The organism is Flavobacterium chuncheonense (assembly GCF_042686145.1).
Taxonomy (GTDB): Bacteria; Bacteroidota; Bacteroidia; order Flavobacteriales; family Flavobacteriaceae; genus Flavobacterium; species Flavobacterium chuncheonense.
This window is the reverse complement of the sequence record NZ_JBHUPC010000013.1, coordinates 505,852-529,471: the sequence shown is the minus strand read 5'-3', so window position 1 is coordinate 529,471 and position 23,620 is coordinate 505,852. Positions and strand designations below refer to the sequence as shown.

The window sequence follows — 23,620 nt, the reverse complement described above, 5'->3', positions numbered from 1 at the left end:
ACCGACAATGCCGGTGGCTTCTACCTCAACTACTTACTATTTACCCAATAACAAAATTTCATTAGCAACTACTTCTGTTACGTAGCGTTTGTTTCCGTCTTTATCATCGTAACTTCTATGCGTAAGCTTACCTTCTATCCCAATTTCTTTACCTTTTGAAACGTATTTCTCAATTATTTCAGCGGTTTTTCCCCAAGCAGTTATACGGTGCCACTCCGTTTTTTCCACTTTGTCTCCATTGTCTCTATAATACACTTCGTTAGTTGCTAAAGAAAGATTGGCTAACTTTTTACCTCCTTCTAAACTCTTAATTTCTGGTTCTTGACCTACGTGTCCGATTAATTGTACTTTGTTTTGCATGGCGTATAAAATTTAAATGTTACTAATTAATATTGTTTTGAAATTGCAACCCATTATTGGTATTTCAATCCAACGGTACAAAGGTTTTACAATTTTCAAAAAAGAGCCGGTAAATAGTTACTTACTTTCGATTGTAACTATTTGTAAGCATTTGTAATCGGAAATTAAATTCGTTATATTTGTTGAAAACCAATATGATATGGCTATCACAATAAACAAAGTAGAACTACGAAATTTACAAATTGAAGACTACAAAGAATTAAAAAAATCTATGATTGAAGCCTATCCTGAAATGGTAGATTCGTACTGGAAGGAACAAGATATTGAAAAATTACTCTCTATTTTTCCTGAAGGACAGTTGGTCATTGTAGCAGATGATGTAGTGGTGGGGTCTGCACTTTCTTTACTTGTAACAGAAGATTTTGCGTTTAAATCAAGAACCTATAAACAAATTACAGGGAATTATACTTTTTCTACCCATCAAGACGACGGGGAAGTGCTTTATGGTATCGATGTATTTATAAATCCTAAATACAGAGGTCTACGTTTAGGTCGTCGCTTGTATGATGCTCGAAAAGAACTATGTGAACAATTGAATTTAAAATCCATAATTTTTGCGGGGCGAATACCCAATTATGGAAAATATGCCAATGAAATTAGTCCGAAAGAGTACTTAGAGAAAGTAAAACGCAAAGAAATTTACGACCCTGTATTATCCTTTCAGTTGAGCAATGACTTTCACGAAGTACGTGTTTTAAAAAATTATCTTGAAGGTGATAAAGCTTCACAAGAATATGCAGTGCTATTAGAATGGAACAACATTTACTATGATGATAGTCCAAAACTTATCAATACCTACAAAAGTGTAGTGCGTTTGGGATTAATTCAATGGCAAATGCGTTCTCTTGGTAATTTGGAATCATTATTTGAACAAGCGGAATTTTTTATTGATGCAGTCTCTGGCTATGGAAGCGACTTTGCGTTATTTCCCGAATTTTTCACAGCTCCTTTAATGGCCGACTACAATCATTTATCCGAAGCTGAAGCCATAAAAGAATTGGCACGGTATACCGAAGCTGTAAAAATGAAATTTCAGGAATTTGCCATATCATACAATATTAATATCATAACAGGCAGCATGCCCTACATAGAGAATGGCCATGTTTACAATGTTGGTTTTTTGTGCAAACGAGATGGTACTAACGAAATGTATCGTAAAATTCACATCACACCAAACGAGGTATTTCATTGGGGCATAACAGGTGGTGACATTATACAAACATTTGACACGGATTGTGGTAAAATTGGCGTGGTTATTTGTTACGATGTTGAATTTCCAGAATTGGCCCGCCTAATGGCCGATGAGGGTATGAATATTTTATTTGTTCCCTTTTTAACTGACACACAAAACGGCTATACACGGGTACGCCATTGTGCCCAGGCAAGAGCTATTGAAAACGAATGCTACGTGGCCATAGCTGGTTGTGTCGGTAATTTACCAAAAGTAAACAATATGGATATTCAGTTTGCTCAAGCTGCCGTATTCACCCCCTCCGACTTTGCATTTCCAAGTAACGGTATCAAAGCAGAAGCAACACCCAATACCGAAATGACACTTATTGTAGATGTAGATATGGATTTGTTGAAGGAACTACACGAACACGGAAGTGTAAATACTATGAAAGACCGTAGACATGATTTGTACCAACTTAAAAAAATGAAATAGATGAAAATGATAATCGTATTCATTTTACTCTTTGTGTCAAATTGTTTTGCTCAAAACACATTGCATTATAATGACGAAAAAGGTTCTCCAAAAGCAACGCTACAGGATGTAGCATGGATAGCTGGAAACTGGAAAGGAGAAGCATTAGGGGGAGTCTGCCAAGAAACATGGAGCGAACCTTTGGGAAACAGTATGATGTTTAACTTCAAACTGGTCAAAAACAATAAAGTTGTATTTTATGAACTGGGGCATATCATTGAAACCGAGAAAACACTATTGTTGCAACTCAAACATTTTGATGCCGAACTCAAAGGTTGGGAGAAACCCGAAATAAGTGAAACATTCCGACTTGTAAAAATAGAAGACAATAAAGTGTACTTTGACCAATTCACCTTTGAACGTGTCAATAAAAATGAAATCAACGTATATGTGGTTTTTGAAGAAAGTGGAGAAGAAGTGAAATTTAACTTTAAGAAATAATTCAAGCAATGAGCAAAACTTGTTTAGAATGCGGTGAAAAAATCATCGGAAGAGAAGATAAAAAATTCTGCTCCGATGGTTGTCGCAATGCCTATAATAACAAAATGAACAAAGATCAAAATAATTTAATGCGCAACATTAACAACAAATTGCGTAAAAATTATCGCATTCTTTGTGAATTGAACCCTGAAGAAAAATCAAAAACTACACGTACCAAATTGCTCAGTAAAGGCTTTGATTTTGATTTTTTTACCAGTATGTTGCATACCAAAACAGGCAACACCTATTTCTTTTTGTACGATCAAGGCTATCGTGCTCTAGAAGATGATTTTTATATGTTAGTTAAAAAAGTAAGTTAAATAAAATGACAAAAATTGCAATACTAGGTTGTGGTTGGCTAGGTTTACCATTAGCGAGCCAACTAATCAATAACGGTTTCTACGTAAAAGGTTCTACCACTACAGCAACCAAACTTCCACTTTTAGCGGAAAAAGGAATCGTACCATTTCAAATTGCATTATCTGAAAGCGAAATTGCAGGTCCAATACATGATTTTTTAAACGATACTGAAATTTTAATTGTTGACATTCCTCCCAAATTGAGATCGGAAAATGGCGAAAGTTTTATTGGTAAAATGCAGCTTTTAATTTCAGAAATTGAAAACCATCCCGTAAAAAAAATACTCTTCATTAGTTCAACTAGTGTATATGCCGATACTTTTCCAATTGAGGAAATTACCGAAACCTCAAAACGAAGACCTGACACAGAAAGTGGTAAACAACTAACAAAAGTTGAAGATTTGTTGCTTTCGAACCAAAATTTTCAAACTACTATTCTTCGCTTTGGTGGTCTTATTGGTGAGAAAAGACATCCCGTCCATTTTTTAGCGGGAAAAGAAAATGTTGCCAATCCAGATGCGCCAATTAATTTAATCCATCAGGAAGATTGCATTACTATTATTCAAAGTATTCTTAAAAAAGACATTTGGAATACCACTTTTAATGCTGTGGCACCTCAACACCCAACACGAAAAGCATATTACACCTTCCAAGCTGAAAAACTCAATTTAGAAGCTCCGAAATTTAATGCTGAAGGAAATAGTATTGGCAAGCTTATTTTAAGTGATAAAGTTACCCAAGAACTAGACTATCAATTTTCAACAAACCTATTATAAACAGAAAATCCCACTAAAAGTGGGATATCTGTTACTTGTGATAAGTAAAAATTACTGCTATTAACCGAGGTAAAGATAAGACCAAACTCAAATAAGTTGGTTACAGATTTTCTGCCGTTTTTGTTAAAATTTAAAAATAAAAAAACCCAACCTTATCGGTTGGGTTCATATTTTAGTCTTGGTAAACTACCAAATTTTGACTCTATTTTCAGGAGCAATATACATACCATCTCCTTCTTTAATTCCGAAAGCTTGGTAAAATGCATCCACATTTTGTAACGGAACATATGCTCTAAACATTGCTGGTGAATGCGGATCTGTTTTCACTTGATTTTTGATTGCCTCATCACGCATTTTACTTCTCCAGATTGTCCCCCAAGAAATGAAGAATCGCTGCTCTGGAGTATATCCATCAATTAAACCTGGGTTCCCATTTTCTTTCAAATAAATTTGCAAACCATCGTAAGCCGCATTTACTCCACCTAAATCTCCAATGTTTTCTCCTAATGTAAATTTACCATCTACAAAAATTCCTGGTAAAGGTTGTAAGTTTGAATATTGCGATGCTAAAGCACCTCCAAGTTCTGTAAATTGCGATAAATCTTCATCACTCCACCAGTTTACCAAATTACCATTTGAATCATAACGAGAGCCTGAATCATCGAAACCGTGCGAAATTTCATGTCCAATAACCGCTCCAATTCCTCCATAATTTACCGCTTCATCCGCTTTGTAATCATAGAAAGGTGGTTGTAAAATAGCTGCAGGAAACACAATTTCATTATTTGATGGGTTGAAATACGCATTCACCGTTTGTGGTGACATTCCCCACTCTGTTTTATCAACTGGTTTTCCTAATTTTTCTAAACTCTTTTGGTGCGACCATAAAGCATATTGTCTTGAGTTTTCAAAATACGTTCCTCCGTTTTGAGGACCAACAACAACTAATTTTGAATAATCTTTCCATTTATCTGGATATCCAATTTTAACTGTAAGTTTGTTCAATTTTAGTTTTGCGTTTTCTTTGGTTGCTTTTGTCATCCATGGCAAACGATCAATTCTATTTTCAAAAGCTTTCATCACGTTAGCAATCATAGCTTGAGCTTTAGCCTTAGCCTCTGGCGGGAACTTTTTCGCTACATATAATTTCCCTAAAGCTTCACCTAATCTACCATTTACAGTAGCCAATGCACGCTCGTCAGCAGGACGTTGTTTAACAGCTCCTGTTAATGTTTTACCATAAAACTCCCAATTTGCATTTTCAATATCCGTTGATAACAATCCAGCAGCGCCACGTAAAAGTGTCCAACGCATATAGGCTTTCCAAGACGCAACATCATTAGCTTTAAAAATAGTTTCTAAAGTCTCCATGTATTTTGGTTGTGAAACCACCAAAGTATCAACTTTTCCGATTCCTACTCCTTGAAGGTATGCATCCCACTTAACGGTAGGTGTTAATTTACTTAAATCAGCAACCGTCATTGGGTTGTACGTTTTTCTACGATCACGACGCTCAACACGATCTAAAGTTGCCGCAGACATTTTAGTTTCTAAAGCTAAAATATCTTCCGCTTGCTTTTGGGCATCCGTTGCCGATGTTCCTAAAAATTGAAGCATTCTAGTAACATGCGCAACATATTTAGCTCTCTTTTCTTTATTATCCGCATCATCAGAAACGTAATAATCACGATCTGGCAATCCTACACTTCCTGTACCGATGTACGCAATGTTGCGGTTACTGTCTTTAGCATCTGTATAGACATAACTTCCAAAAAATCCTAAACCTATTTCTGGATCCATTTCTGTAAGTAAAGCTACAACTTGCTGCGCATTTTGAACTTTATCAATCTTATCCAAATACGGTTTTAATGGAGCAACACCTTGTTTGTTACGTGTTACCGTATCCAAAATTGTTTTGTATAAACTCAACGCTTTACCTTGATCAGAATTTGGATCAATAGAAGTATCCGCTAAAGCTTCTTTCAGAATTGCCATTACATCATCATCCGTATTTTTACGCAATTCATCAAAACTTCCCCAACGTGTTCTATCAGCTGGAATTTCCGTTTCGTCTACCCATTTACCATTTACAAATCGAAAGAAATCGTCCGATGGTTTTACACTAGTATCCATAAAACTAGTATTTATCCCAACACCTGTTTTCGGTTTTGCTACTTCTGCTTCTTGTGAAGATTTACAAGAATATAAAACAGAAGCCAAAAAAAGGAAGCTTAAGCTTCCTTTAATCATATACTTTTTCATATTAATTAGTTAAAAGAAAGTTTGTTTTGATTCACAAAGATAATTTTTTTGCAACGAAACCTTTTAAAAACGTTTATTCTTTAACAATTCTTTTTACAATGTTTCCTCCAGTAAGTTTCACATCTACAAAATATACTCCTTGAGCTGCATCACTTAAGTCAACTGTAAATATTTCATTCTCCACAACAATGTTTTCACTAGTATAAATGATTTTTCCGGTTAAATCATATACCGTAACTTCTTTAGGTTGTTCCCCATTGCTATTAAAATTAAAAGAACCTCGTGAAGGGTTGGGATAAACTTTCACTTTATTACTCGTAAAAGTTTCCGATGAAAGTACTCCATTTATGAGAAAATCATCTACTGTAACACCCAATTCTGTTACCGACTGATCGGAATGAAAAACCAATCTAAAAATCACATTTGATTGTCCAGCTAAAGCATTAAGTGGATGGGTATAAGTTGTATTGGTTGTATTGGTTCCTGTCCATTGTGCTCCAGGGCAATTGAAACAATCATTAGATGTTCCGGAACTAACATTCGTTCTATCGCTATTGTACCATGTTGGTCCTTTTACTCCTAACACATCCCAATTTGCGCCAAAATCTGTAGAATACTCTACATACAAAACATCCCAATTTAATTCCAAATCGTACTTTAATTTAAAAGAAATCTCAGGATTTGAAACATTAGTCAAGTTATAACATTGTGAAACTAAAAACGACTTAATATTATTTGGATACTCACCTGTTAAATTTGATGCATAAACCATATTTGTACCAGAACCTATAACCGTTCCACTTCTTAATCCTCTAATCCACTGCGACCCACTCGAACCTTCATTATAGCTAATCAATTCATCTGTTGCGTCAGAAAAAGTGTTAACAGTACCTATAGTGCCATTATCATTAACATAAAAGGTCTTTAAAATAGAATTGTTGTCTGGAAAAGCATCATTAACCATAGTTACAACAACATCTATAGTATAAATACCCCTTGACAAAGTAAGACTCGGCAATGCAATGCTCGTAACATTTCCAGAAGCCAAGGTTCCATTCCAGTTGTTCGTGTACACTACTCCATCAATTACATAATCAACTTGAACAGTATTAATACTATTTTGACCGTTATTCTTAATTGTAACACTTGGAACAATGTTTCCACAGCTGATATCTAATGTTGGATTATCAATTGACACTAACTTCACATCATCTGCAGGAACTTGTACAGGTATTGCAGATTGCCATATTCCTCTACCGTAAGTTGCCGCAGTGATTTTTGAATCTTCTAAATTTATTTCCAAATCGGTAACGGCTACATTTGGTAAATTTATATCAAAAGGCTGCCATGTACTCATAGTATCATCACGATAATATACACCTAGACTAGTACCTACATACAATGGATTATCTGTATTTTGACCTTGGTGTACTATGACATTTTTTCCAATATTTGGAATTCCAGAAGTGATATCGGCAAATGTACTTCCACCATCAACAGACTTCATAACTTTTCCTGAAGAACCCGAAGTCGTTAAATAAACAATATTACTATTATAGGAATGCACTTCTATCGATCTAATTTTACTTGAAGCCGTATACATCAAACTGAAATTAACTCCATTATTAGTACTTTTATACAAATCTGTTTCGTTTGAGACATATATAATATCATCATTTGAAGGATCAATCGCTATCAACTCAAGTTTTCCTGTTCCTAAACTTCCTATATTTTGTTGTACCCAAGCTCCATTTTGCAAACGATACAAATTGTCATACCCTGCAAAAACTTCCCCTACACTATTCACTACTAAAGGTGTTACCCAATTACCGTTAACTCCACTAGGTGCACTTACATTGCTCGTAATTCCATTCCCGCCTGTACCACTTATATACAGAGTACTTCCATTTTGAATAAAACCATAATACAAATTAGGATTGTTAGGATCAATTGCAGTGTCCATCCCATCTGCACCATAATAATTTTTCCATGCACCTCCACTGTAAGCATGACCTCCATTATCCTGTAATCCTCCCACCATATTATTTGAAGATTGTTTAGACACTGCAATCTTATAAAATTGACTTATCTGGGCTGTCGCCGTCAAATCAGTAAATAAGGTTCCTCCATTTTGCGATACGTAAACCCCTCCGTCTGTTCCGGCAAACAATTTCCCCGAATAAAAACCAAGATAGTGTATATCGGCATGGGTATACGATAATGATGCAGGTGAACTCCAATTGTTCATTTTGGAAAAACTAGTCCCTCCGTTTGTTGATTTCCATATATTCAAACAACCTGTATATACTTCATCTGCATTAGTATCGGAAACAGCTAATGCCAAATCATACCATGCTTGATCTGATTCCAAAACATTTGTAGTACCATTCATTTGAACAAAAGAAATTCCACCATTTATTGATCGATAGACCCCTTGAAAATCTCCATTAGAAGCGGCACTTAATACATAAATATAGTTTTCATTTGCTGGCGTTACATCCAACAACAACCTACCAGAAGTAGCTGGCAAACCTGAAGAAACTTGACTAAAAGACAACCCCGTATCTACCGATTTATAAAAGCTAGTATTCGTTACACCGTAAACAACTGTTGGATCATTGGGCTTAAAACGAATAGCCCCTTGGGAAAAATCACCTGTTTGTACAATTGCCCAAGTAGCTCCTGCATCAGTTGTTTTATAAACCCCATTATTTGTTGCACAAAATAAAATTTGATTGTTTGTTGGGTGCATTATAATGTCTCCAGCGTATTTGTTTGTTCCTGAAAAAGTCAAACCAGTTGCACTCCAACTAGCTCCTCCATCTATTGATTTCATTACTCCAATCGAATAGGTGTCACTTGCATCCTTATCGCCTGTTGCAATATAAATCACACTTGAATTTGAGTGATCGACCACGATACCAGAAACACCTATTTGTGGTAGATAATCCGATAATGGCAACCAGTTTACACCCGCATCTACCGATTTCCAAATTCCCCCAGCAGGAGCACCTAAATATATCGTATTGACATTGTTCGGATCTTGATAAACAAAATTTACACGTCCTTGCCCCGATGACCAAGAACCTGTATTCGTATGGGTAAAAGGACCAACAGGTTGCCAATTACTCAAGGGTAAAGAAGAATTGCTTTTATTTGCAATAATACTTCGCTTTAAATTCCATGCATCCCACATTTCTTGTGGAGTAACCAAATAACCTTGTTCATTAGTATTATTTTCCCAATGATATTCCCAACGTTTGTATGGTTTATACCCCGAACCTTTCTTGTTTTTATCATGACTTTTCCAATAAGCATCAAACGCCTGTGTGATTTCTTCAATAGATACTTTGTCTTCTTTAGCTTTTATAACTGAAGTCATCCATGGTGCTGATGTATTGAATTGTGCAAATCCAATAAAAGTGAGTAAAAAGGAAAAAGTCAGGTAGTATTTTTTCATTGTTTTTAGTTAAGTTATTTTTCAAAAGTAACAAATGTAACAGATTTTAGTTAAAATTTAACAGTTAAAGCACATACTATTAAAGCTATAAGGCTACTTTTTTATATTTTTGCAAATAAAATGCTTAACAAATTAAAGCCTTACAGAACATTCATTATTCTTTTCGGATGTCTGTCATTGGTTATTTATATCGCCATATATTCATTATTAAAACCTAGAAAATCGCTACCCATATATACACCTCGAGATGTCAATCCAGAATTGGTTGACACTACCGTGCAACACATTGGCTACAATCATATAATTGAAGACTTCTCTTTCACCAATCAAAATGGTAAAACTATTACCCAAAAAGATTATGAAGGTAAAATATATGTTGCCGATTTCTTTTTTACAACCTGTCCTTCTATTTGTCCAAAAATGACCAAAAACATGGTTTGGTTACAAGAACAAATTAAAGACAACCCTAACGTGATGTTACTTTCGCATTCTGTTACACCAGATATCGACAGTGTTCCTGTTTTAAAAAAATACGCTCTAGAAAAAGGCGTTATTGATACCAAATGGAATTTGGTGACAGGTGACAAAAAAGACATTTATTACATTGCTAGAAAATCATATTTAGCTGTAAAAACAGGTAACCTTGACGAATTATACGATATGGTGCATACTGAAAATTTTATTTTGGTTGATCCAAAAAGAAGAATTAGAGGTTTCTATGATGGTACAAACCCAGAAGAAGTTCAAAAACTATTAGAAGACATTAACTTTCTTTTAGAAGACAACAATCTTAATTAAATGACAATTATGATTTCCATTTTCTAAATAATACCTACATTTGTATTTTAATTCAATCTAAATAAGGATGTCGGTTCTACTTTCAGAATTAAACATAGGCGATAAAGCCATAATTCTTGATGTTAACATAGAGGAAATACCATTAAAATTACTGGAAATGGGTTGTTTACCTGGCAATACCATTGAATTGCTTCAAGTAGCCCCTTTCGGTGATCCTTACTATTTTAACATTAACGATTCTCACGTTGCCATTCGCAAAGAAACTGCCAACGAGGTAACCGTAATTCTAGAAAATCAGATTTAACATACATGCAGAATACCACTATAAAAGTTGCTCTAATAGGAAACCCAAATGTTGGAAAAACTTCTGTTTTTAACCATTTGACGGGCTTAAACCAACAAGTAGGTAACTACCCTGGAATAACAGTAGAAAAAAAGCAAGGTATTGCAAAATTAAACAATGAGGTTAAGGCAAAAATCATTGACCTACCGGGCACTTATAGTTTAAATGCGAGCTCTATTGATGAAAATGTTGTTATTGAACTGCTTTTAAACAAAAAAGACGAGGATTTTCCAGATGTTGCAGTAGTGGTTACCGAAGTTGAGAATTTAAAAAGAAACTTACTCTTATTTACTCAAATAAAAGATTTAGAGATTCCAACGATACTTGTCATCAACATGGCCGATCGTATGGCTCTTAAAGGAATTGAGCTTGACATCCCTGTACTGGAAGCTGCATTAAAAACCAAAATTGCGCTGATCAGTTCTAGAAAAAAAACAGGTATTGAAGATCTAAAGAATTTAATATTAAATTATCAAGAACTGTCTACAGAACCGTGTTTACATGCCTCTAGTATCGATCCTGAGTATTTTAATAATTTAAGACGTGCCTTTCCCAACCAACTTTTATACAAACTTTGGTTGGTAATTACGCAAGACGTGAACTTTTTAAACTTAGAGCGTAACGAAATTAAAAGTTCGTTTACAAAATCACATTCCGATTTAAAACGTTTACAACAAAAAGAAACCATAAAACGCTACCAATTTATAAATGATACTTTAAAAATTGGTCAAAAAATAGATCATACTAAAGCAACAGACATCCGTGCAAAAATTGATCGTATTTTAACACATAAGATATTTGGCTATGTGATTTTCTTTAGTATCCTGATGTTAATTTTCCAATTTTTATTTGATTGGAGTAGCATTCCAATGGATTTCATTGATGAATCGTTTGCTAACCTAAGTTCGTTTGCTAAAGCCAAATTACCAGCAGGAGAATTTACCAATTTGATAAGTGAAGGTTTGATTCCTGGTATAGGCGGAATTGTAATTTTCATTCCGCAAATTGCATTCTTATTTCTGTTCATTTCGGTTTTGGAGGAGAGTGGCTATATGAGCCGTGTGGTATTCCTAATGGACAAAATCATGCGCCGTTTCGGATTATCAGGAAAGAGTGTTGTACCATTAATATCGGGAACTGCCTGCGCTATCCCAGCCATAATGGGAGCTCGAAATATTGAAAACTGGAAAGAACGCTTGATAACCATTTTGGTTACACCATTTACCACTTGTTCTGCTAGACTACCGGTCTATGCCATATTAATTTCCTTAATTATTCCTGAAAAAAGAGTTTTGGGCTTTCTTAGTTTACAAGGTTTAACTTTAATGACTTTGTACCTTATTGGTTTCGGAATGGCTGTATTTTCAGCCTATCTGCTGAATAAAATATTAAAATTGAACTGTAAATCGTATTTTGTGGTAGAGATGCCTTCTTACAAAATACCAATGTTTAAAAATGTTTCACTAAACGTATTGGAGAAAACAAAATCCTTTGTTTTTGGTGCTGGTAAAATCATATTGGCCTTATCCGTAATTTTATGGTTTTTGGGTTCTCATGGCCCTTCTGATAGTTTTGATAAAGCCGATACGATTGTAAATCAAGAAAATCCCTCTTATGGAAAGGAAGAACTTGAAGATGCTATTAACGCATACAAACTGGAAAACTCTTATATCGGAATTGCTGGAAAATTAATTGAACCTACAATACGACCTCTTGGCTACGATTGGAAAATCGGTATTGCTGTGGTTAGTTCATTTGCTGCACGTGAAGTTTTTGTTGGCACTTTAGCAACAATATATAGTGTTGGAAGCCATAGTGAGGAAGAAGATACTATCAAAAATAAAATGGCAGCTGAAGTACATCCTATTACAGGTGAGAAAATCTTCAATTTTGCAACTGGTATTTCGTTACTCCTATTTTATGCTTTTGCAATGCAATGTATCTCTACTTTGGCAATTGTTAAGAAAGAAACGAACTCTTGGAAATGGCCAATTATTCAATTGGTTTTCATGAGTGGATTAGCCTACACTATTTCATTAATTGCTTATCAAGTTTTAAAATAATGATACAAGAAATTCTAGTTTACATAACACTTGCAGTTGCCATTGGTTTCCTTGTAAAGAAATTTTTCTGGAAGAAAAAACCGAAAAAGGGCAACAAATCCTGTGGAGACGACTGCGGTTGCCACTAAAATCATTTCCTTACAATAAATAGTGGAATCGATATCTTGTGTCGTAATTTATCAACGGTAGTGCCAAATAATATATCTTTCAATCCTGTATGTCCGTGTGTTCCCATAACCAAAATATCAAAATTACCTTCGTTGATAATTGTCGGAATTACTGAATTAGGTTTACCAAAGCCTAATTTCGTTTCAATTTTAAACCCTTTAGCTTCTAAGATTTCCAAATATTGTGCTAATAATTGTTGATCTATAGTAGTTTCATGATCGCTCACAGTATTTCCGTACATCAATGCTCCAATAGTTTCTACAACATGGATAAGGGTATAATTGGCCTCTGTACCGCCTAATTCTAAAGCACTATTAATAGCCTTCTCATCCGCATCTGAAAAATCTACTGCTATGGCTATATTCTTTTTCCTGTAGGCACGAATTCGAGAGAAATTCAAATTTAGATTATGAGGTGAATGATTTATTACCTTATCTTTTTGTCGTGCTATAAAAGGTTTGAAAACAATGTACAATAGTAAAACCAAAAAACCGAAAGCTAAAGGCACAACGGTAAACCAAAGCACAGTAGGATGATTTGAAATTGCAAGCCAACCTTGAATTTCATCATACACAAGCTTCCCATTAAGTGAGACAATAATTAAAGCAATGATCCAAGAAAAGATTTGAGTTACTTTACCTATTTCAAAACCTTTCATTTTTGATTTATCACTTACAAAATGGATTAACGGAATAATTGCAAATCCTAATTGTAAACTTAAAATTACCTGACTTAATATTAACAATTTCCCCGTAACACCTTCTCCAAAAACGGTTATCACAACAACTGCTGGCACAATGGCAATCAAACGTGTAATAATACGTCGGACCCATGGTTGAATTCGCAAATTCAAATAACCCTCCATGATAATTTGTCCGGCCAGAGTTCCTGTAATTGTAGAACTTTGTCCAGCCGCTATTAAGGCCACTGCGAATAAAATTGGCGCCCATTTAGTTCCCAACAAAGGTTGCAGCAACTGATGTGCATCTTGGATTTCTGCTACTTCAAACAATCCATTTTTATAAAAAGTAGCTGCAGCCAAAATCAAAATGGCAGCATTGACAAAAAATGCCAAATTCAATGCAATCGCACTATCTAGAAAATTATACTTCAATGCTTGTTTGATACCTTTACTTGAGCGATCAAATTTTCGCGTTTGTACTAATGAAGAATGCAAATACAAATTATGTGGCATTACGGTTGCACCAATAATTCCAATTGCAATGTACAAAGCAGCATCCGTAGGCATAGACGGCACTAAACCAGCCACTACCTGAGAAACATCAGGTTGCGCAAAAAACATTTCAAAAACAAACGAAAAACCAATAATGGCAACTAAAGCCAAAATAAAAGCTTCCATTTTTCGAATCCCCTTATTGATTAAAAATAAGAGCAAAAAAGTATCCAAAACCGTTATCACTACACCTTCAATAAGAGGTATTCCAAAAAGTAGATTGATACCTATTGCCATACCTAAAACTTCCGCTAAATCACAAGCTGCAATAGCGACCTCAGCCAAAAAATAAAGGATATAATTGATAAAAGGCGAATACGTTTCACGAGATGCCTGAGCTAAATCACGTTGTGTCACGATTCCTAAACGAGCACTTAAACTTTGCAAAAGCAAAGCCATAATGTTACTCATTAATAAAACCCAAATAAGCGAATAACCAAACTGACTTCCTCCCGCAATATCGGTTGCCCAATTTCCAGGATCCATGTACCCAACGCTAATCAAGTATGCCGGTCCAAAAAAGGCTAATATTTTTCTAAAAATCGAGGTTTTATTTTGAGTTGAAACCGATTCGTTAACTTCTTCTAATGATTTGCTCATATTTAACTATTTTACAAATAAGTTTTTGGCAATTTTATTGGATATTGTAATTGTTTTATTGTTGACCTCAATCTTCAGTGTTTCATCAAAAGCTTCCTTTTCCAAAACTGTGATAGTTGTACCCAATGCAATGTTTTTCTTATCTAAAAATTGTAAAAAATCTGCTGAAGTATCTTTTACCCCGACGCATTGATACGATACTTTCAACTCGACTTCTGATAGTAAAACTTTTTGCAATTTTTTAATTTCTCCATTTGCATTTGGAATTGGATCTCCATGTGGATCGAACTCTGGACAGCCTAAATATTCATCTAATTTATTGATCAATTTTTCCGACTTAATATGTTCTAATTCCTCAGCTATTTCATGCACTTCATCCCAAGAAAATTTCAATTTCTCAACTAAAAAAACTTCCCATAAACGATGCTTCCTCACAATCATCTTTGCAGAATACAGTCCGTTTTCAGTTAAAGTAACACCTTGGTATTTCACATAACTAACCAAATCCTTTTCAGCTAATTTCTTTATCATATCCGTTACAGACGATGCCTTGGCTTCCAACATACCTGCTATAGCATTTGTATTAATTCCTTTTGGAGAAACCAATGACAAATGGTAAATCACTTTTAAATAATTCTCTTCAGAAATGGTCATTTCAAAAATTTTCAACAAATATAAACAATTTAATTTTGTTTCATTAAAATCTATTTTTAGATTTGCCTAAATTTTAAATTAAACAAAATTGAAAAAATATTTCACCATACTATTAATCACATCATTAACTTCTTTTGCTCAAACAAAACTCATAGGAAAAGTAACCGCAGAAAACGAACCTTTATCTTTTGCTTCTGTATTAATTGTAGAATTAAATGAAGGAGCAGAAACTGATGGTAACGGAAAATACAGTATTGAAAACATCCCTACTGGAGTGTATACTATACAATTTTCATTTACTGGATTCAAAACACAACGTAAGAAAGTTAACATCCAAAACGAAGCCGAAATTCAATTGAATATAAAACTTGAAGAAAACATTACTCTTGATGACGTTGTGGTAACTGGTACATTAAAAGCAGTATCTCGACTTGAAACTGCTGTACCCGTTGAAGTATACAGCGCTACTTTTTTAAAGAAAAACCCTACGCCAAATATATTTGAGGCGTTGCAAAATGTAAATGGTGTGCGACCACAATTGAATTGCAACATTTGTAATACTGGAGACATTCATATTAATGGATTGGAAGGTCCCTATACCATGGTCACAATAGATGGAATGCCCATTGTGAGCGGACTTTCGACTGTTTACGGATTATCGGGTATACCAAACTCATTGATTGAGCGAATTGAAATTGTGAAAGGTCCGGCTTCTTCATTATACGGTAGTGAAGCTGTTGGCGGATTAATCAACATCATCACAAAAAATGCCACAACAGCACCTCGAATATACGCTGATTATTTTACTACTTCTTGGTTTGAAAACAACCTTGATTTGGGTACAAAATTTAAAATTGGAAAACACACACATTCCCTTTTAGGAATCAATTACTTCAACTATAACAATCCCATAGACAACAATAACGATAATTTTACCGACGTAACGCTACAAGATAGAATTTCTATTTTCAACAAAATAGACTTTGAGCGGAAAAGTAAAAAGAAACTTAGTTTGGCGGGTCGTTTCTTTTATGAAGACCGTTGGGGAGGAGAAATGCAATGGAACAAAAGTTACAGAGGTGGTTCGGAAGTATACGGAGAAAGCATCTATACCAAGCGTTATGAACTTCTAAGCAAATACCAATTGCCTTTTACTGAAAATATTTCTGCTTCATTTTCATATACCAATCATGATCAAAATTCAGTTTACGGAAATACCATTTTTTTAGCAAAACAAGAAATCGCCTTTGGACAATTAACTTGGGATAAAAAAATTACAAATCATGATTTACTATTCGGAACTGCATTTCGCTATCAATATTATAACGATAACACTACCGCTACTCAAAACTCAGAAAAGACAAAAATTAGTAGTTTTTTTATTCAAGATGAAATAAAAATTGCGTCAAAGCACAGTGTCCTTTTGGGAACCCGCTACGATTATAACAACATACACGGCAGCATCTTTACACCCCGAATCGCTTATAAATGGAAACCATCAGAAAACGATGTTTTTCGGATAAACGCCGGTACAGGTTTCCGAGTAGTCAATCTTTTTACAGAAGAACACGCAGCTTTAACAGGATCTAGAGATGTAGTGATTACCGAAGATTTAAAGCCGGAAAAATCGTATAACATAAATCTCAACTATTTAGTTAAAAAACAGTTTGAAAAAGGTGTACATGCGATTTTGGATTTCTCGACTTGGTATACCTATTTTAATAATCAGATACTTCCTGATTATGATAGCAATCCGAACCAAATTATCTATTCAAATCTAAATGGATATGCACAAACATTAGGACTAACAGCAAATGCTGATATTATTTTTCCTAATGGACTTAAAACAACACTAGGCTTCACTGTATTAGACTCTAAAAACAAAAGAGATGAAATTACGAGCCGACCTATACTGACGGAAAATTACAGTGCTACATGGGGCATTAGTTACGAAATCACAAAATGGCAAACAAGCATTGATTATACCGGAAATCTTTATGGGCCAATGCGTTTACCGCTTCTGGGTGAATTAGACCCCAGAGATGAATATTCTCCAGTATGGAGTATTCAAAACATCCAATTCACTTATAAAAAGTGGAAAAACATTCAAATGTATGGAGGAGTGAAAAATCTACTCAATTGGACACCTAACAAAGGAAATCCATTCATAATAGCACGTGCCAACGATCCATTTGACAAAGAAGTCAACTTTGATGCAAATGGAAATGCACAACCTAGTGCGAATAATCCTTATGCACTAACCTTTGATCCAGGATATGTATACGGACCTAATCAGGGGATTAGAGCCTTTCTAGGATTGCGTTACAACCTTTTATAACAAATCTTTATGACTTGATAAAGTTTGAAAAATAAAAAACTTTGTAACTTTGCAAAACGAAATTTTAAAATAAAAAATATGTATCCAGAAGAAATGGTAAAACCAATGAAAGCTGAATTGACTGACGCTGGTTTCCAAGAATTATATACCGCTGCTGATGTTGATGCAATTCTTGCAAAAGAAGGAACAACTTTAGTTGTGATTAACTCAGTTTGTGGTTGCGCTGCTCGTAATGCAAGACCAGGTGCAAAAATGAGTTTAGAAGGTGGTAAAAAACCAACAAACTTAGTAACCGCATTTGCTGGAGTTGATAAAGAAGCTGTTGATAAAGCGCGTGAACATATGTTTCCATTCCCTCCATCATCGCCAAGTATGGCTTTATTTAAAAATGGTGAACTAGTACACATGTTAGAGCGCCATCATATTGAAGGTCGTCCAGCAGAATTAATTGCTGAAAACCTACGTGATGCCTACAACGAGCACTGCTAAAATACTATGCAAGCATATTATAAAAACCATCAAAATTGATGGTTTTTTTATTTTAAGACGTACCTTTGTAAAAACTTAAGTTTTATATGCAGAAACTGATTTCTTACCCAATTTCTATAGTATATTACGTACTATTTTTATTATGGTTAGTCATTTTTCATCCTATACAGTGGATTTGTTATAATGTTTTTGGCTATAATGCACATCGATGGAGTGTTGCTATACTAAATGGTTTTTTGGTTCGAAACACCCATTTATTAGGAACAACATACAAAATTATCGGGAGAGAAAAACTTCCTAAAGACATTCCATTAATCATTGTGGCCAACCATCAAAGTTTATATGACATCCCTGCAATAATTTGGTTTATGAGGGATTGGCATCCAAAATTTATAAGTAAAAAAGAATTAGGAAAAGGGATTCCGAGTGTGTCCTACAATTTACGAGTAGGAGGTTCTGCTTTAATTGATCGCAAGGATCCAAAACAAGCCTTACCAGAAATAAAAAAAGTGGGCGAATTGGTTAATAAAAATAATTATTCGGTTGTTATCTTTCCGGAAGGCACAAGAAGTAAAACAGGCGTACCGAAACCATTTGCGGTAAACGGACTTAAGATGCTTTACAAATTTGCTCCAGATGCTTATTTTGCTCCAGTAAGTATAAGTAATTCATGGAAAATGCAACGCTACGGACAATTCCCAATGGGGCTTGGTAACCGTTTAACATTTGAAATTCATGAGCCTTTAAAAATTTCAGATTATTCATTTGATGAAATTTTTGAAAAAACAGAAAAAGTTATTATAAACAATATAAAAACAAAATAATGTCAATAAAAAATGTACGATTAGAAGTAATGCAGTTTTTGGAAAAAAAGATTGACAACTTCGTAGAAGAATATTTAATACCAACAGAAAAAATTTGGCAACCTACCGACTTACTTCCTGACTCAACAAAAGATAATTTCTTTGAGGAGCTAAGAGATCTAAGAGAAATTGCAAAAGATTTGCCTTATGATTTTTGGGTAACATTGGTTGGTGATACTATTACCGAAGAAGCTCTACCAACTTATGAAACTTGGTTAATGGATGTAGAAGGGGTTTCACAAAAAGGAGAAAATGGTGATAACGGCTGGGCTAAATGGTTACGCCAATGGACAGGTGAAGAAAATCGCCATGGTGACGTTTTGAATAAATACTTGTATTTGTCAGGACGTGTCAATATGCGTGAAGTAGAAATCACTACACACCATTTAATTAACGATGGTTTTGATCCAGGTACCGGAAGAGATCCTTATAAAAACTTTGTATTTACTAGTTTTCAGGAATTGGCAACTTATGTTTCGCACAATAGAGTAGCTCAAATGGCTAAAAAATATGGTGACAACAAATTATCAAAAATGTGTCGTTTAATTGCTGGAGATGAAATGCGTCATCATATGGCTTATAGCCAATTTGTGAAAAACATTTTTGAAGTAGATCCAAGTGAAATGATGTTATCTTTCCAGTATATGATGAAAAACAAAATCAATATGCCAGCACAGTTAATACGTGAATCTGGAAATAAAATAGGTACAGCTTTTGAAGAGTTTTCGAATGCAGCACAACGCATTGGAGTTTACACAGCACTTGACTACGTAGACATCATGCAAAAATTAATTGAGAAGTGGGAAATTGAGAAAATCTCTAATTTAAATGATGAAGCAGAAAAAGCAAGAGATTACTTAATGAAACTACCTGCGAGAATGACCAAACTTTCAGAGCGTATCAAAACACCTGAGAAAGAACACATCTTCAAATGGGTGGAACCCGCATTAGTACGATAAAATAATATTTTTATATCTTTAAACTTCCAAATCCCTTAAAAGGATTTGGATTTTTTTTAAATACAATTTTCGAACCATGACCATTATAGATCAGACCATCTTATTCGTTAAAGACAAGTTACAAAATGCTGAAGGAGGACACGATTGGTTTCACACTGAACGTGTTTACAAAAATGCACTTTTAATTGCTCAAGAAGAAAATTGTGACTTGGAAATCGTAAAATTAGCAGCTCTACTACATGATATTGCGGATAGTAAATTTCACAATGGCGATGAAACTATAGGTCCAAAAATGGCCAGCGAATTTTTACAAAATAAAGGTATTGATAGCGAAACTATCGCACATGTTGTTGCTATAATCGAGAACATTTCCTTTAAAGGAGGTAATATTAAAAAAGAGTTTGATTCAATAGAACTGCAGATAGTTCAAGACGCTGACCGACTAGATGCATTAGGAGCTATTGGTATTGCCCGAACATTTAACTATGGTGGTTTCAAAAACAGACCGCTTTACGATCCGAATATTGCTCCAAAACTCAACATGACAAAAGAAGAATACAAAAAAAGTGAAGCTCCTACACTGAATCACTTTTATGAAAAATTATTGCTTTTAAAAGACAAAATGAATACCCGAACAGGAAAAAGAATTGCTGAAAAGCGCCACCTTTTTATGGAAAGTTTCTTAGCACAGTTTTACGCCGAGTGGGAAGGTGAATTATAGGCGATATTCTTTAACAACTCGAAAACCAAGTATTCCATCTGCTAACACATACGTTATCGTACCTTGATTTTGAATTCTTTGATCCAAAAAAAACATCCTCATCCCTTTATACTCTTTATAATTTTCGTTTTCTAAATATATAACCGCATCACTTTCATTATAAAAATAGCGGTACTTTTCTTCCTTTATATTATCTATAAAACAAAAATTAAAAAGTAATAAAACACTCATTAGTAAACTAGCAATAACAACTGAAGAATACGGCACTAATCGTTTTCTATAATACAAAAAAGCCGGTGCATAACATAACAAGTACAAGAACAACAAATTCTTTGTTTGAATAAGGGTATTAAAACCTATTGTAATAAAAACAACTAAATTCAAAAGAATAGTTAGCCCTATTTGAATTTTCTTATCTAAGAATGCATTTTTAAGTTCGTCCTTTCTGAAATAAATAAATTTCTTATAGGTAAAAGCAATGGATGGAGACAACATAATTACCATTACCATATACATAATTAGCCCCATTCCTCCATATCGACTATAAAGGAAAAAGGGTAAAATGAAAACCATTGTTGAGATTGCTAAAACAATAAAAAACTTAACAATGGTTTCAAAGTGATTTGGGGTCTCTTGCTTAAACATAAAAAAACAGCCTTTAAGTTTAATGTTTAAAGGCTGAATATACTAAATTATTATTTCCCAGGAAAATTAGCTTTGCGCTTTTCTAAGAAAGCAGTGGTACCTTCTTTGAAATCTTCGGTTCCAAATGACAATCCAAAGTTCTTAATTTCTACTTTGTAACCGTTTACACCATCCACATAATTTGCATTTACCGATTCAATTGCTTTTGCAATAGCAACACTAGAATTTTTAGCAATTTTAGCAGCAATCCCTTTTGCAAACTCTACCAATTCTTCTTGTGCAACAACATGATTTACCAATCCGTAGTTTAATGCCGTTTGCGCATCAATCATTCCTGCTGTCATAATCATTTCCATAGCACGTCCTTTTCCAACCAATTGTGCCAAACGCTGTGTTCCACCGTACCCTGGAATTACTCCTAAAGTGACTTCTGGCAAGCCCATTTTAGCATTATCAGATGCAATTCTAAAATGACAAGACATTGCCAATTCTAAACCACCTCCTAATGCAAAACCATTTACTGCTGCAATTACAGGTGTACTTAAATTTTCAACGAAATCAAATAATAGCTCTTGTCCTTTTGCTGCTAATTGACCTCCTTCTTCAACAGAAAAATGAGCAAACTCTGAAATATCTGCACCAGCAACAAAAGCTTTCTCCCCACTTCCTGTTACAATAATAGCTTTTACCGAAGCATCTGCATTTAACGTTTTAAATCCTTCGTGTAACTCTTCAATTGTTGCTTTGTTCAAAGCATTTAATTTTGTAGGTCTGTTAATCGTTACAACTGCAATGTTGTCGTGTTTTTCAATAAGAATATTTTCCATTTTTCTAATTTTTAATCAATAATGGGAAAAGAAACCAAAAATCGTGTTCCCTTTCCTAGTTCGCTTTCAAAAGTAATAGTTCCGTTATAATTTTCAATGATATTTTTAATAATTGCCAAACCTAACCCCATTCCACTCGTTTTGGTGGTAAACTTCGGTTCAAAAATACGCGCTTTATTTTCGTCAGAAATCCCTTTTCCGTTGTCCTGAACTTCAATTTTAACATTACCTAATTCTCGGAATACCGTCACAAAAACCAATTTATCCTCCTGCTCATCAGGTATTGCTTGAATAGCATTTTTAACCAAATTGGTAATTACCCGTATGAGTTGGGTACGATCAAATTCTGCAATGATTTCATCCTCCAATGCTGAAAACTGTAGAAAATCCTCATTGAAAATATCCAAAGCCAGTTGCACAATTTTTACAACATTTAAAGTTTCATTTTGTTGCGCAGGCATAGAAGCGAAATTGGAAAAAGCTGTTGCCACGGAAGTCATGGTATCAATCTGCTGAATCAATGTTTTTGAATAATCATCCAATTTCAATTTTACATTAGGGTCATTGGGATCAAATCTTCTTTGAAAACTTTGCACTGTTAAACGCATTGGTGTCAATGGATTTTTAATTTCATGCGCCACTTGTTTTGCCATTTCCCGCCAAGCTTGTTCCCTCTCACTTTGCGCCAATTTACTCGCACTTTCTTCAAGTTGGTCCACCATGTTATTGTAAGAATCAACCAGTAAATTAATTTCTTTACTTCCTTCTTGCAATACAATTCTTTGATTCTCTTTGCTAAAATTAGTTTCCCGTATTTTATCACTAATCACCTTTAATGATTTGGTAATGTAGCTTGATAAAAAATAAGACAGTATAATCGCAATCAAAAACATTATCAAATACACCTGTCCAAAGCGAAGTAAAAAGTTTTTCACCTCATTGTCGTAAAAACTTGTGTCTTCTTCGTAAGGCAAATTCAGAATAGCCAAAGATTTAAACTTATTGTCTTTAACATAAGAATAGGAAGAACGAAAAGACTGCTCGTTAATTTGCACAAACTCAACATAGCGTTTTTCAATAGTACCTTGTAATATACGTAAAGTAGCTGGGTTAATTTTAGGGCGTAAACTATCCAACTTAAAAACAGCTTTCGAAGAAATTAACAAATTTCCTTGTAAATCATAGAAGTTAATTTCCATGCTATGAATATCGGAAAGTTCGTGTATGCGCTCTTTAAAAATTTTAGGAATGTTTTCGGTGGTTAACGGATATGTTGTGTTTTGCAATACATAATTAATATGTTCCACAATAGCATTTTCTTTTCGCTCAAGCCGATCTTGATGGTAAATTTTAGCTTCACGACGAAACTGATAAATGGATACCACTGCAATTAAAACCGAAGCAATTAGCGTTAAAAATATCATGGCAAGAAAGATTCTTACCCGAAGTGATAACT

At 34.4% G+C, this 23,620-nt stretch carries 21 protein-coding genes; 13 read left to right on the top strand and 8 right to left on the bottom strand.

The annotated features are described in order from the left end of the window. Positions 1–36 precede the first annotated feature (36 nt). On the bottom strand, positions 37–360 hold the full coding sequence (locus ACFS5J_RS09900) for a single-stranded DNA-binding protein (protein ID WP_379811973.1): 324 nt from the start codon (positions 358–360) through the stop codon (positions 37–39). 199 nt (positions 361–559) lie between these two features. Here ACFS5J_RS09900 and ACFS5J_RS09895 point away from each other — a divergent pair, with 199 nt between their 5' ends. From ACFS5J_RS09895 to ACFS5J_RS09880, 4 genes are read left to right on the top strand one after another with little or no spacing between them, the layout of a single operon-like run. After that, a complete protein-coding gene (locus tag ACFS5J_RS09895; RefSeq protein WP_379811972.1) occupies positions 560–2,086 on the top strand; it encodes a GNAT family N-acetyltransferase in 1,527 nt (508 codons plus the stop codon). Further along, complete coding sequence (locus ACFS5J_RS09890; RefSeq protein ID WP_379811971.1) at positions 2,087–2,566, top strand: DUF6265 family protein; 480 nt, start codon at positions 2,087–2,089, stop codon at positions 2,564–2,566. 8 nt (positions 2,567–2,574) lie between these two features. Continuing rightward, positions 2,575–2,925 carry a hypothetical protein gene (locus ACFS5J_RS09885; protein ID WP_379811970.1) on the top strand — a complete coding sequence of 117 codons (351 nt, stop codon included), beginning with the start codon at positions 2,575–2,577 and terminating at the stop codon, positions 2,923–2,925. A 5-nt stretch (positions 2,926–2,930) separates the two neighbouring features. Beyond that, the gene (locus ACFS5J_RS09880; RefSeq protein ID WP_379811969.1) at positions 2,931–3,740 is read left to right on the top strand and encodes an SDR family NAD(P)-dependent oxidoreductase; all 810 of its coding nucleotides are present in this window, start codon (positions 2,931–2,933) and stop codon (positions 3,738–3,740) included. Positions 3,741–3,926: 186 nt separating this feature from the next. Here the strand turns inward: ACFS5J_RS09880 and ACFS5J_RS09875 are convergent, their stop codons facing one another. After that, positions 3,927–6,002, bottom strand: coding sequence for a M13 family metallopeptidase (locus ACFS5J_RS09875; RefSeq protein WP_379811968.1), 2,076 nt, complete (start codon positions 6,000–6,002; stop codon positions 3,927–3,929). Between the two features lie 73 nt (positions 6,003–6,075). Then, on the bottom strand, positions 6,076–9,462 hold the full coding sequence (locus ACFS5J_RS09870; RefSeq protein ID WP_379811967.1) for a T9SS type A sorting domain-containing protein: 3,387 nt from the start codon (positions 9,460–9,462) through the stop codon (positions 6,076–6,078). A 120-nt stretch (positions 9,463–9,582) separates the two neighbouring features. Between ACFS5J_RS09870 and ACFS5J_RS09865 the strand changes: the two genes are divergently transcribed. From ACFS5J_RS09865 to ACFS5J_RS09850, 4 genes are all read left to right on the top strand, one after another. After that, the gene (locus tag ACFS5J_RS09865) at positions 9,583–10,260 is read left to right on the top strand and encodes an SCO family protein (RefSeq protein WP_379811966.1); all 678 of its coding nucleotides are present in this window, start codon (positions 9,583–9,585) and stop codon (positions 10,258–10,260) included. A 67-nt stretch (positions 10,261–10,327) separates the two neighbouring features. Further along, positions 10,328–10,564, top strand: a complete 237-nt coding sequence (locus ACFS5J_RS09860; protein WP_379811965.1) for a FeoA family protein — start codon at positions 10,328–10,330, stop codon at positions 10,562–10,564. A gap of 5 nt (positions 10,565–10,569) precedes the next feature. Beyond that, positions 10,570–12,666 carry a ferrous iron transport protein B gene (gene feoB, locus ACFS5J_RS09855; protein WP_379811964.1) on the top strand — a complete coding sequence of 699 codons (2,097 nt, stop codon included), beginning with the start codon at positions 10,570–10,572 and terminating at the stop codon, positions 12,664–12,666. Continuing rightward, entirely contained in the window at positions 12,588–12,794 is a 207-nt protein-coding gene (locus ACFS5J_RS09850) for a FeoB-associated Cys-rich membrane protein (protein ID WP_379811963.1), read from the top strand. The genes feoB and ACFS5J_RS09850 overlap by 79 nt, the downstream gene beginning before the upstream one ends. 2 nt (positions 12,795–12,796) lie before the next feature. Here the strand turns inward: ACFS5J_RS09850 and ACFS5J_RS09845 are convergent, their stop codons facing one another. Next, positions 12,797–14,668, bottom strand: coding sequence for an Nramp family divalent metal transporter (locus ACFS5J_RS09845; protein WP_379811962.1), 1,872 nt, complete (start codon positions 14,666–14,668; stop codon positions 12,797–12,799). A gap of 6 nt (positions 14,669–14,674) precedes the next feature. Further along, the gene (locus ACFS5J_RS09840; RefSeq protein ID WP_379812266.1) at positions 14,675–15,322 is read right to left on the bottom strand and encodes a metal-dependent transcriptional regulator; all 648 of its coding nucleotides are present in this window, start codon (positions 15,320–15,322) and stop codon (positions 14,675–14,677) included. A gap of 88 nt (positions 15,323–15,410) precedes the next feature. Here ACFS5J_RS09840 and ACFS5J_RS09835 point away from each other — a divergent pair, with 88 nt between their 5' ends. From ACFS5J_RS09835 to ACFS5J_RS09815, 5 genes are all read left to right on the top strand, one after another. Then, the gene (locus ACFS5J_RS09835; protein ID WP_379811961.1) at positions 15,411–17,660 is read left to right on the top strand and encodes a TonB-dependent receptor; all 2,250 of its coding nucleotides are present in this window, start codon (positions 15,411–15,413) and stop codon (positions 17,658–17,660) included. A 78-nt stretch (positions 17,661–17,738) separates the two neighbouring features. Further along, a complete protein-coding gene (locus ACFS5J_RS09830; protein ID WP_379811960.1) occupies positions 17,739–18,149 on the top strand; it encodes a BrxA/BrxB family bacilliredoxin in 411 nt (136 codons plus the stop codon). Positions 18,150–18,235: 86 nt separating this feature from the next. Next, complete coding sequence (locus ACFS5J_RS09825; RefSeq protein ID WP_379811959.1) at positions 18,236–18,973, top strand: lysophospholipid acyltransferase family protein; 738 nt, start codon at positions 18,236–18,238, stop codon at positions 18,971–18,973. Beyond that, positions 18,973–19,971 carry an acyl-ACP desaturase gene (locus ACFS5J_RS09820; RefSeq protein WP_379811958.1) on the top strand — a complete coding sequence of 333 codons (999 nt, stop codon included), beginning with the start codon at positions 18,973–18,975 and terminating at the stop codon, positions 19,969–19,971. Before ACFS5J_RS09825 ends, ACFS5J_RS09820 begins: the two co-directional genes overlap by 1 nt. Positions 19,972–20,047: 76 nt before the next feature. Further along, positions 20,048–20,692 (top strand): HD domain-containing protein, encoded by a 645-nt coding sequence (locus tag ACFS5J_RS09815; protein WP_379811957.1) that lies wholly within the window; start codon positions 20,048–20,050, stop codon positions 20,690–20,692. On the opposite strand, the gene ACFS5J_RS09810 is transcribed toward ACFS5J_RS09815, so the two are convergent. From ACFS5J_RS09810 to ACFS5J_RS09800, 3 genes are read right to left on the bottom strand one after another with little or no spacing between them, the layout of a single operon-like run. Next, on the bottom strand, positions 20,687–21,337 hold the full coding sequence (locus ACFS5J_RS09810; RefSeq protein ID WP_379811956.1) for a hypothetical protein: 651 nt from the start codon (positions 21,335–21,337) through the stop codon (positions 20,687–20,689). The two genes, ACFS5J_RS09815 and ACFS5J_RS09810, sit on opposite strands and share 6 nt — an antisense overlap. A 50-nt stretch (positions 21,338–21,387) precedes the next feature. Further along, on the bottom strand, positions 21,388–22,164 hold the full coding sequence (locus ACFS5J_RS09805) for an enoyl-CoA hydratase/isomerase family protein (RefSeq protein WP_379811954.1): 777 nt from the start codon (positions 22,162–22,164) through the stop codon (positions 21,388–21,390). Between the two features lie 11 nt (positions 22,165–22,175). Next, positions 22,176–23,588 carry a sensor histidine kinase gene (locus ACFS5J_RS09800; protein ID WP_379812264.1) on the bottom strand — a complete coding sequence of 471 codons (1,413 nt, stop codon included), beginning with the start codon at positions 23,586–23,588 and terminating at the stop codon, positions 22,176–22,178. Between the last annotated feature and the right edge of the window lie 32 nt (positions 23,589–23,620).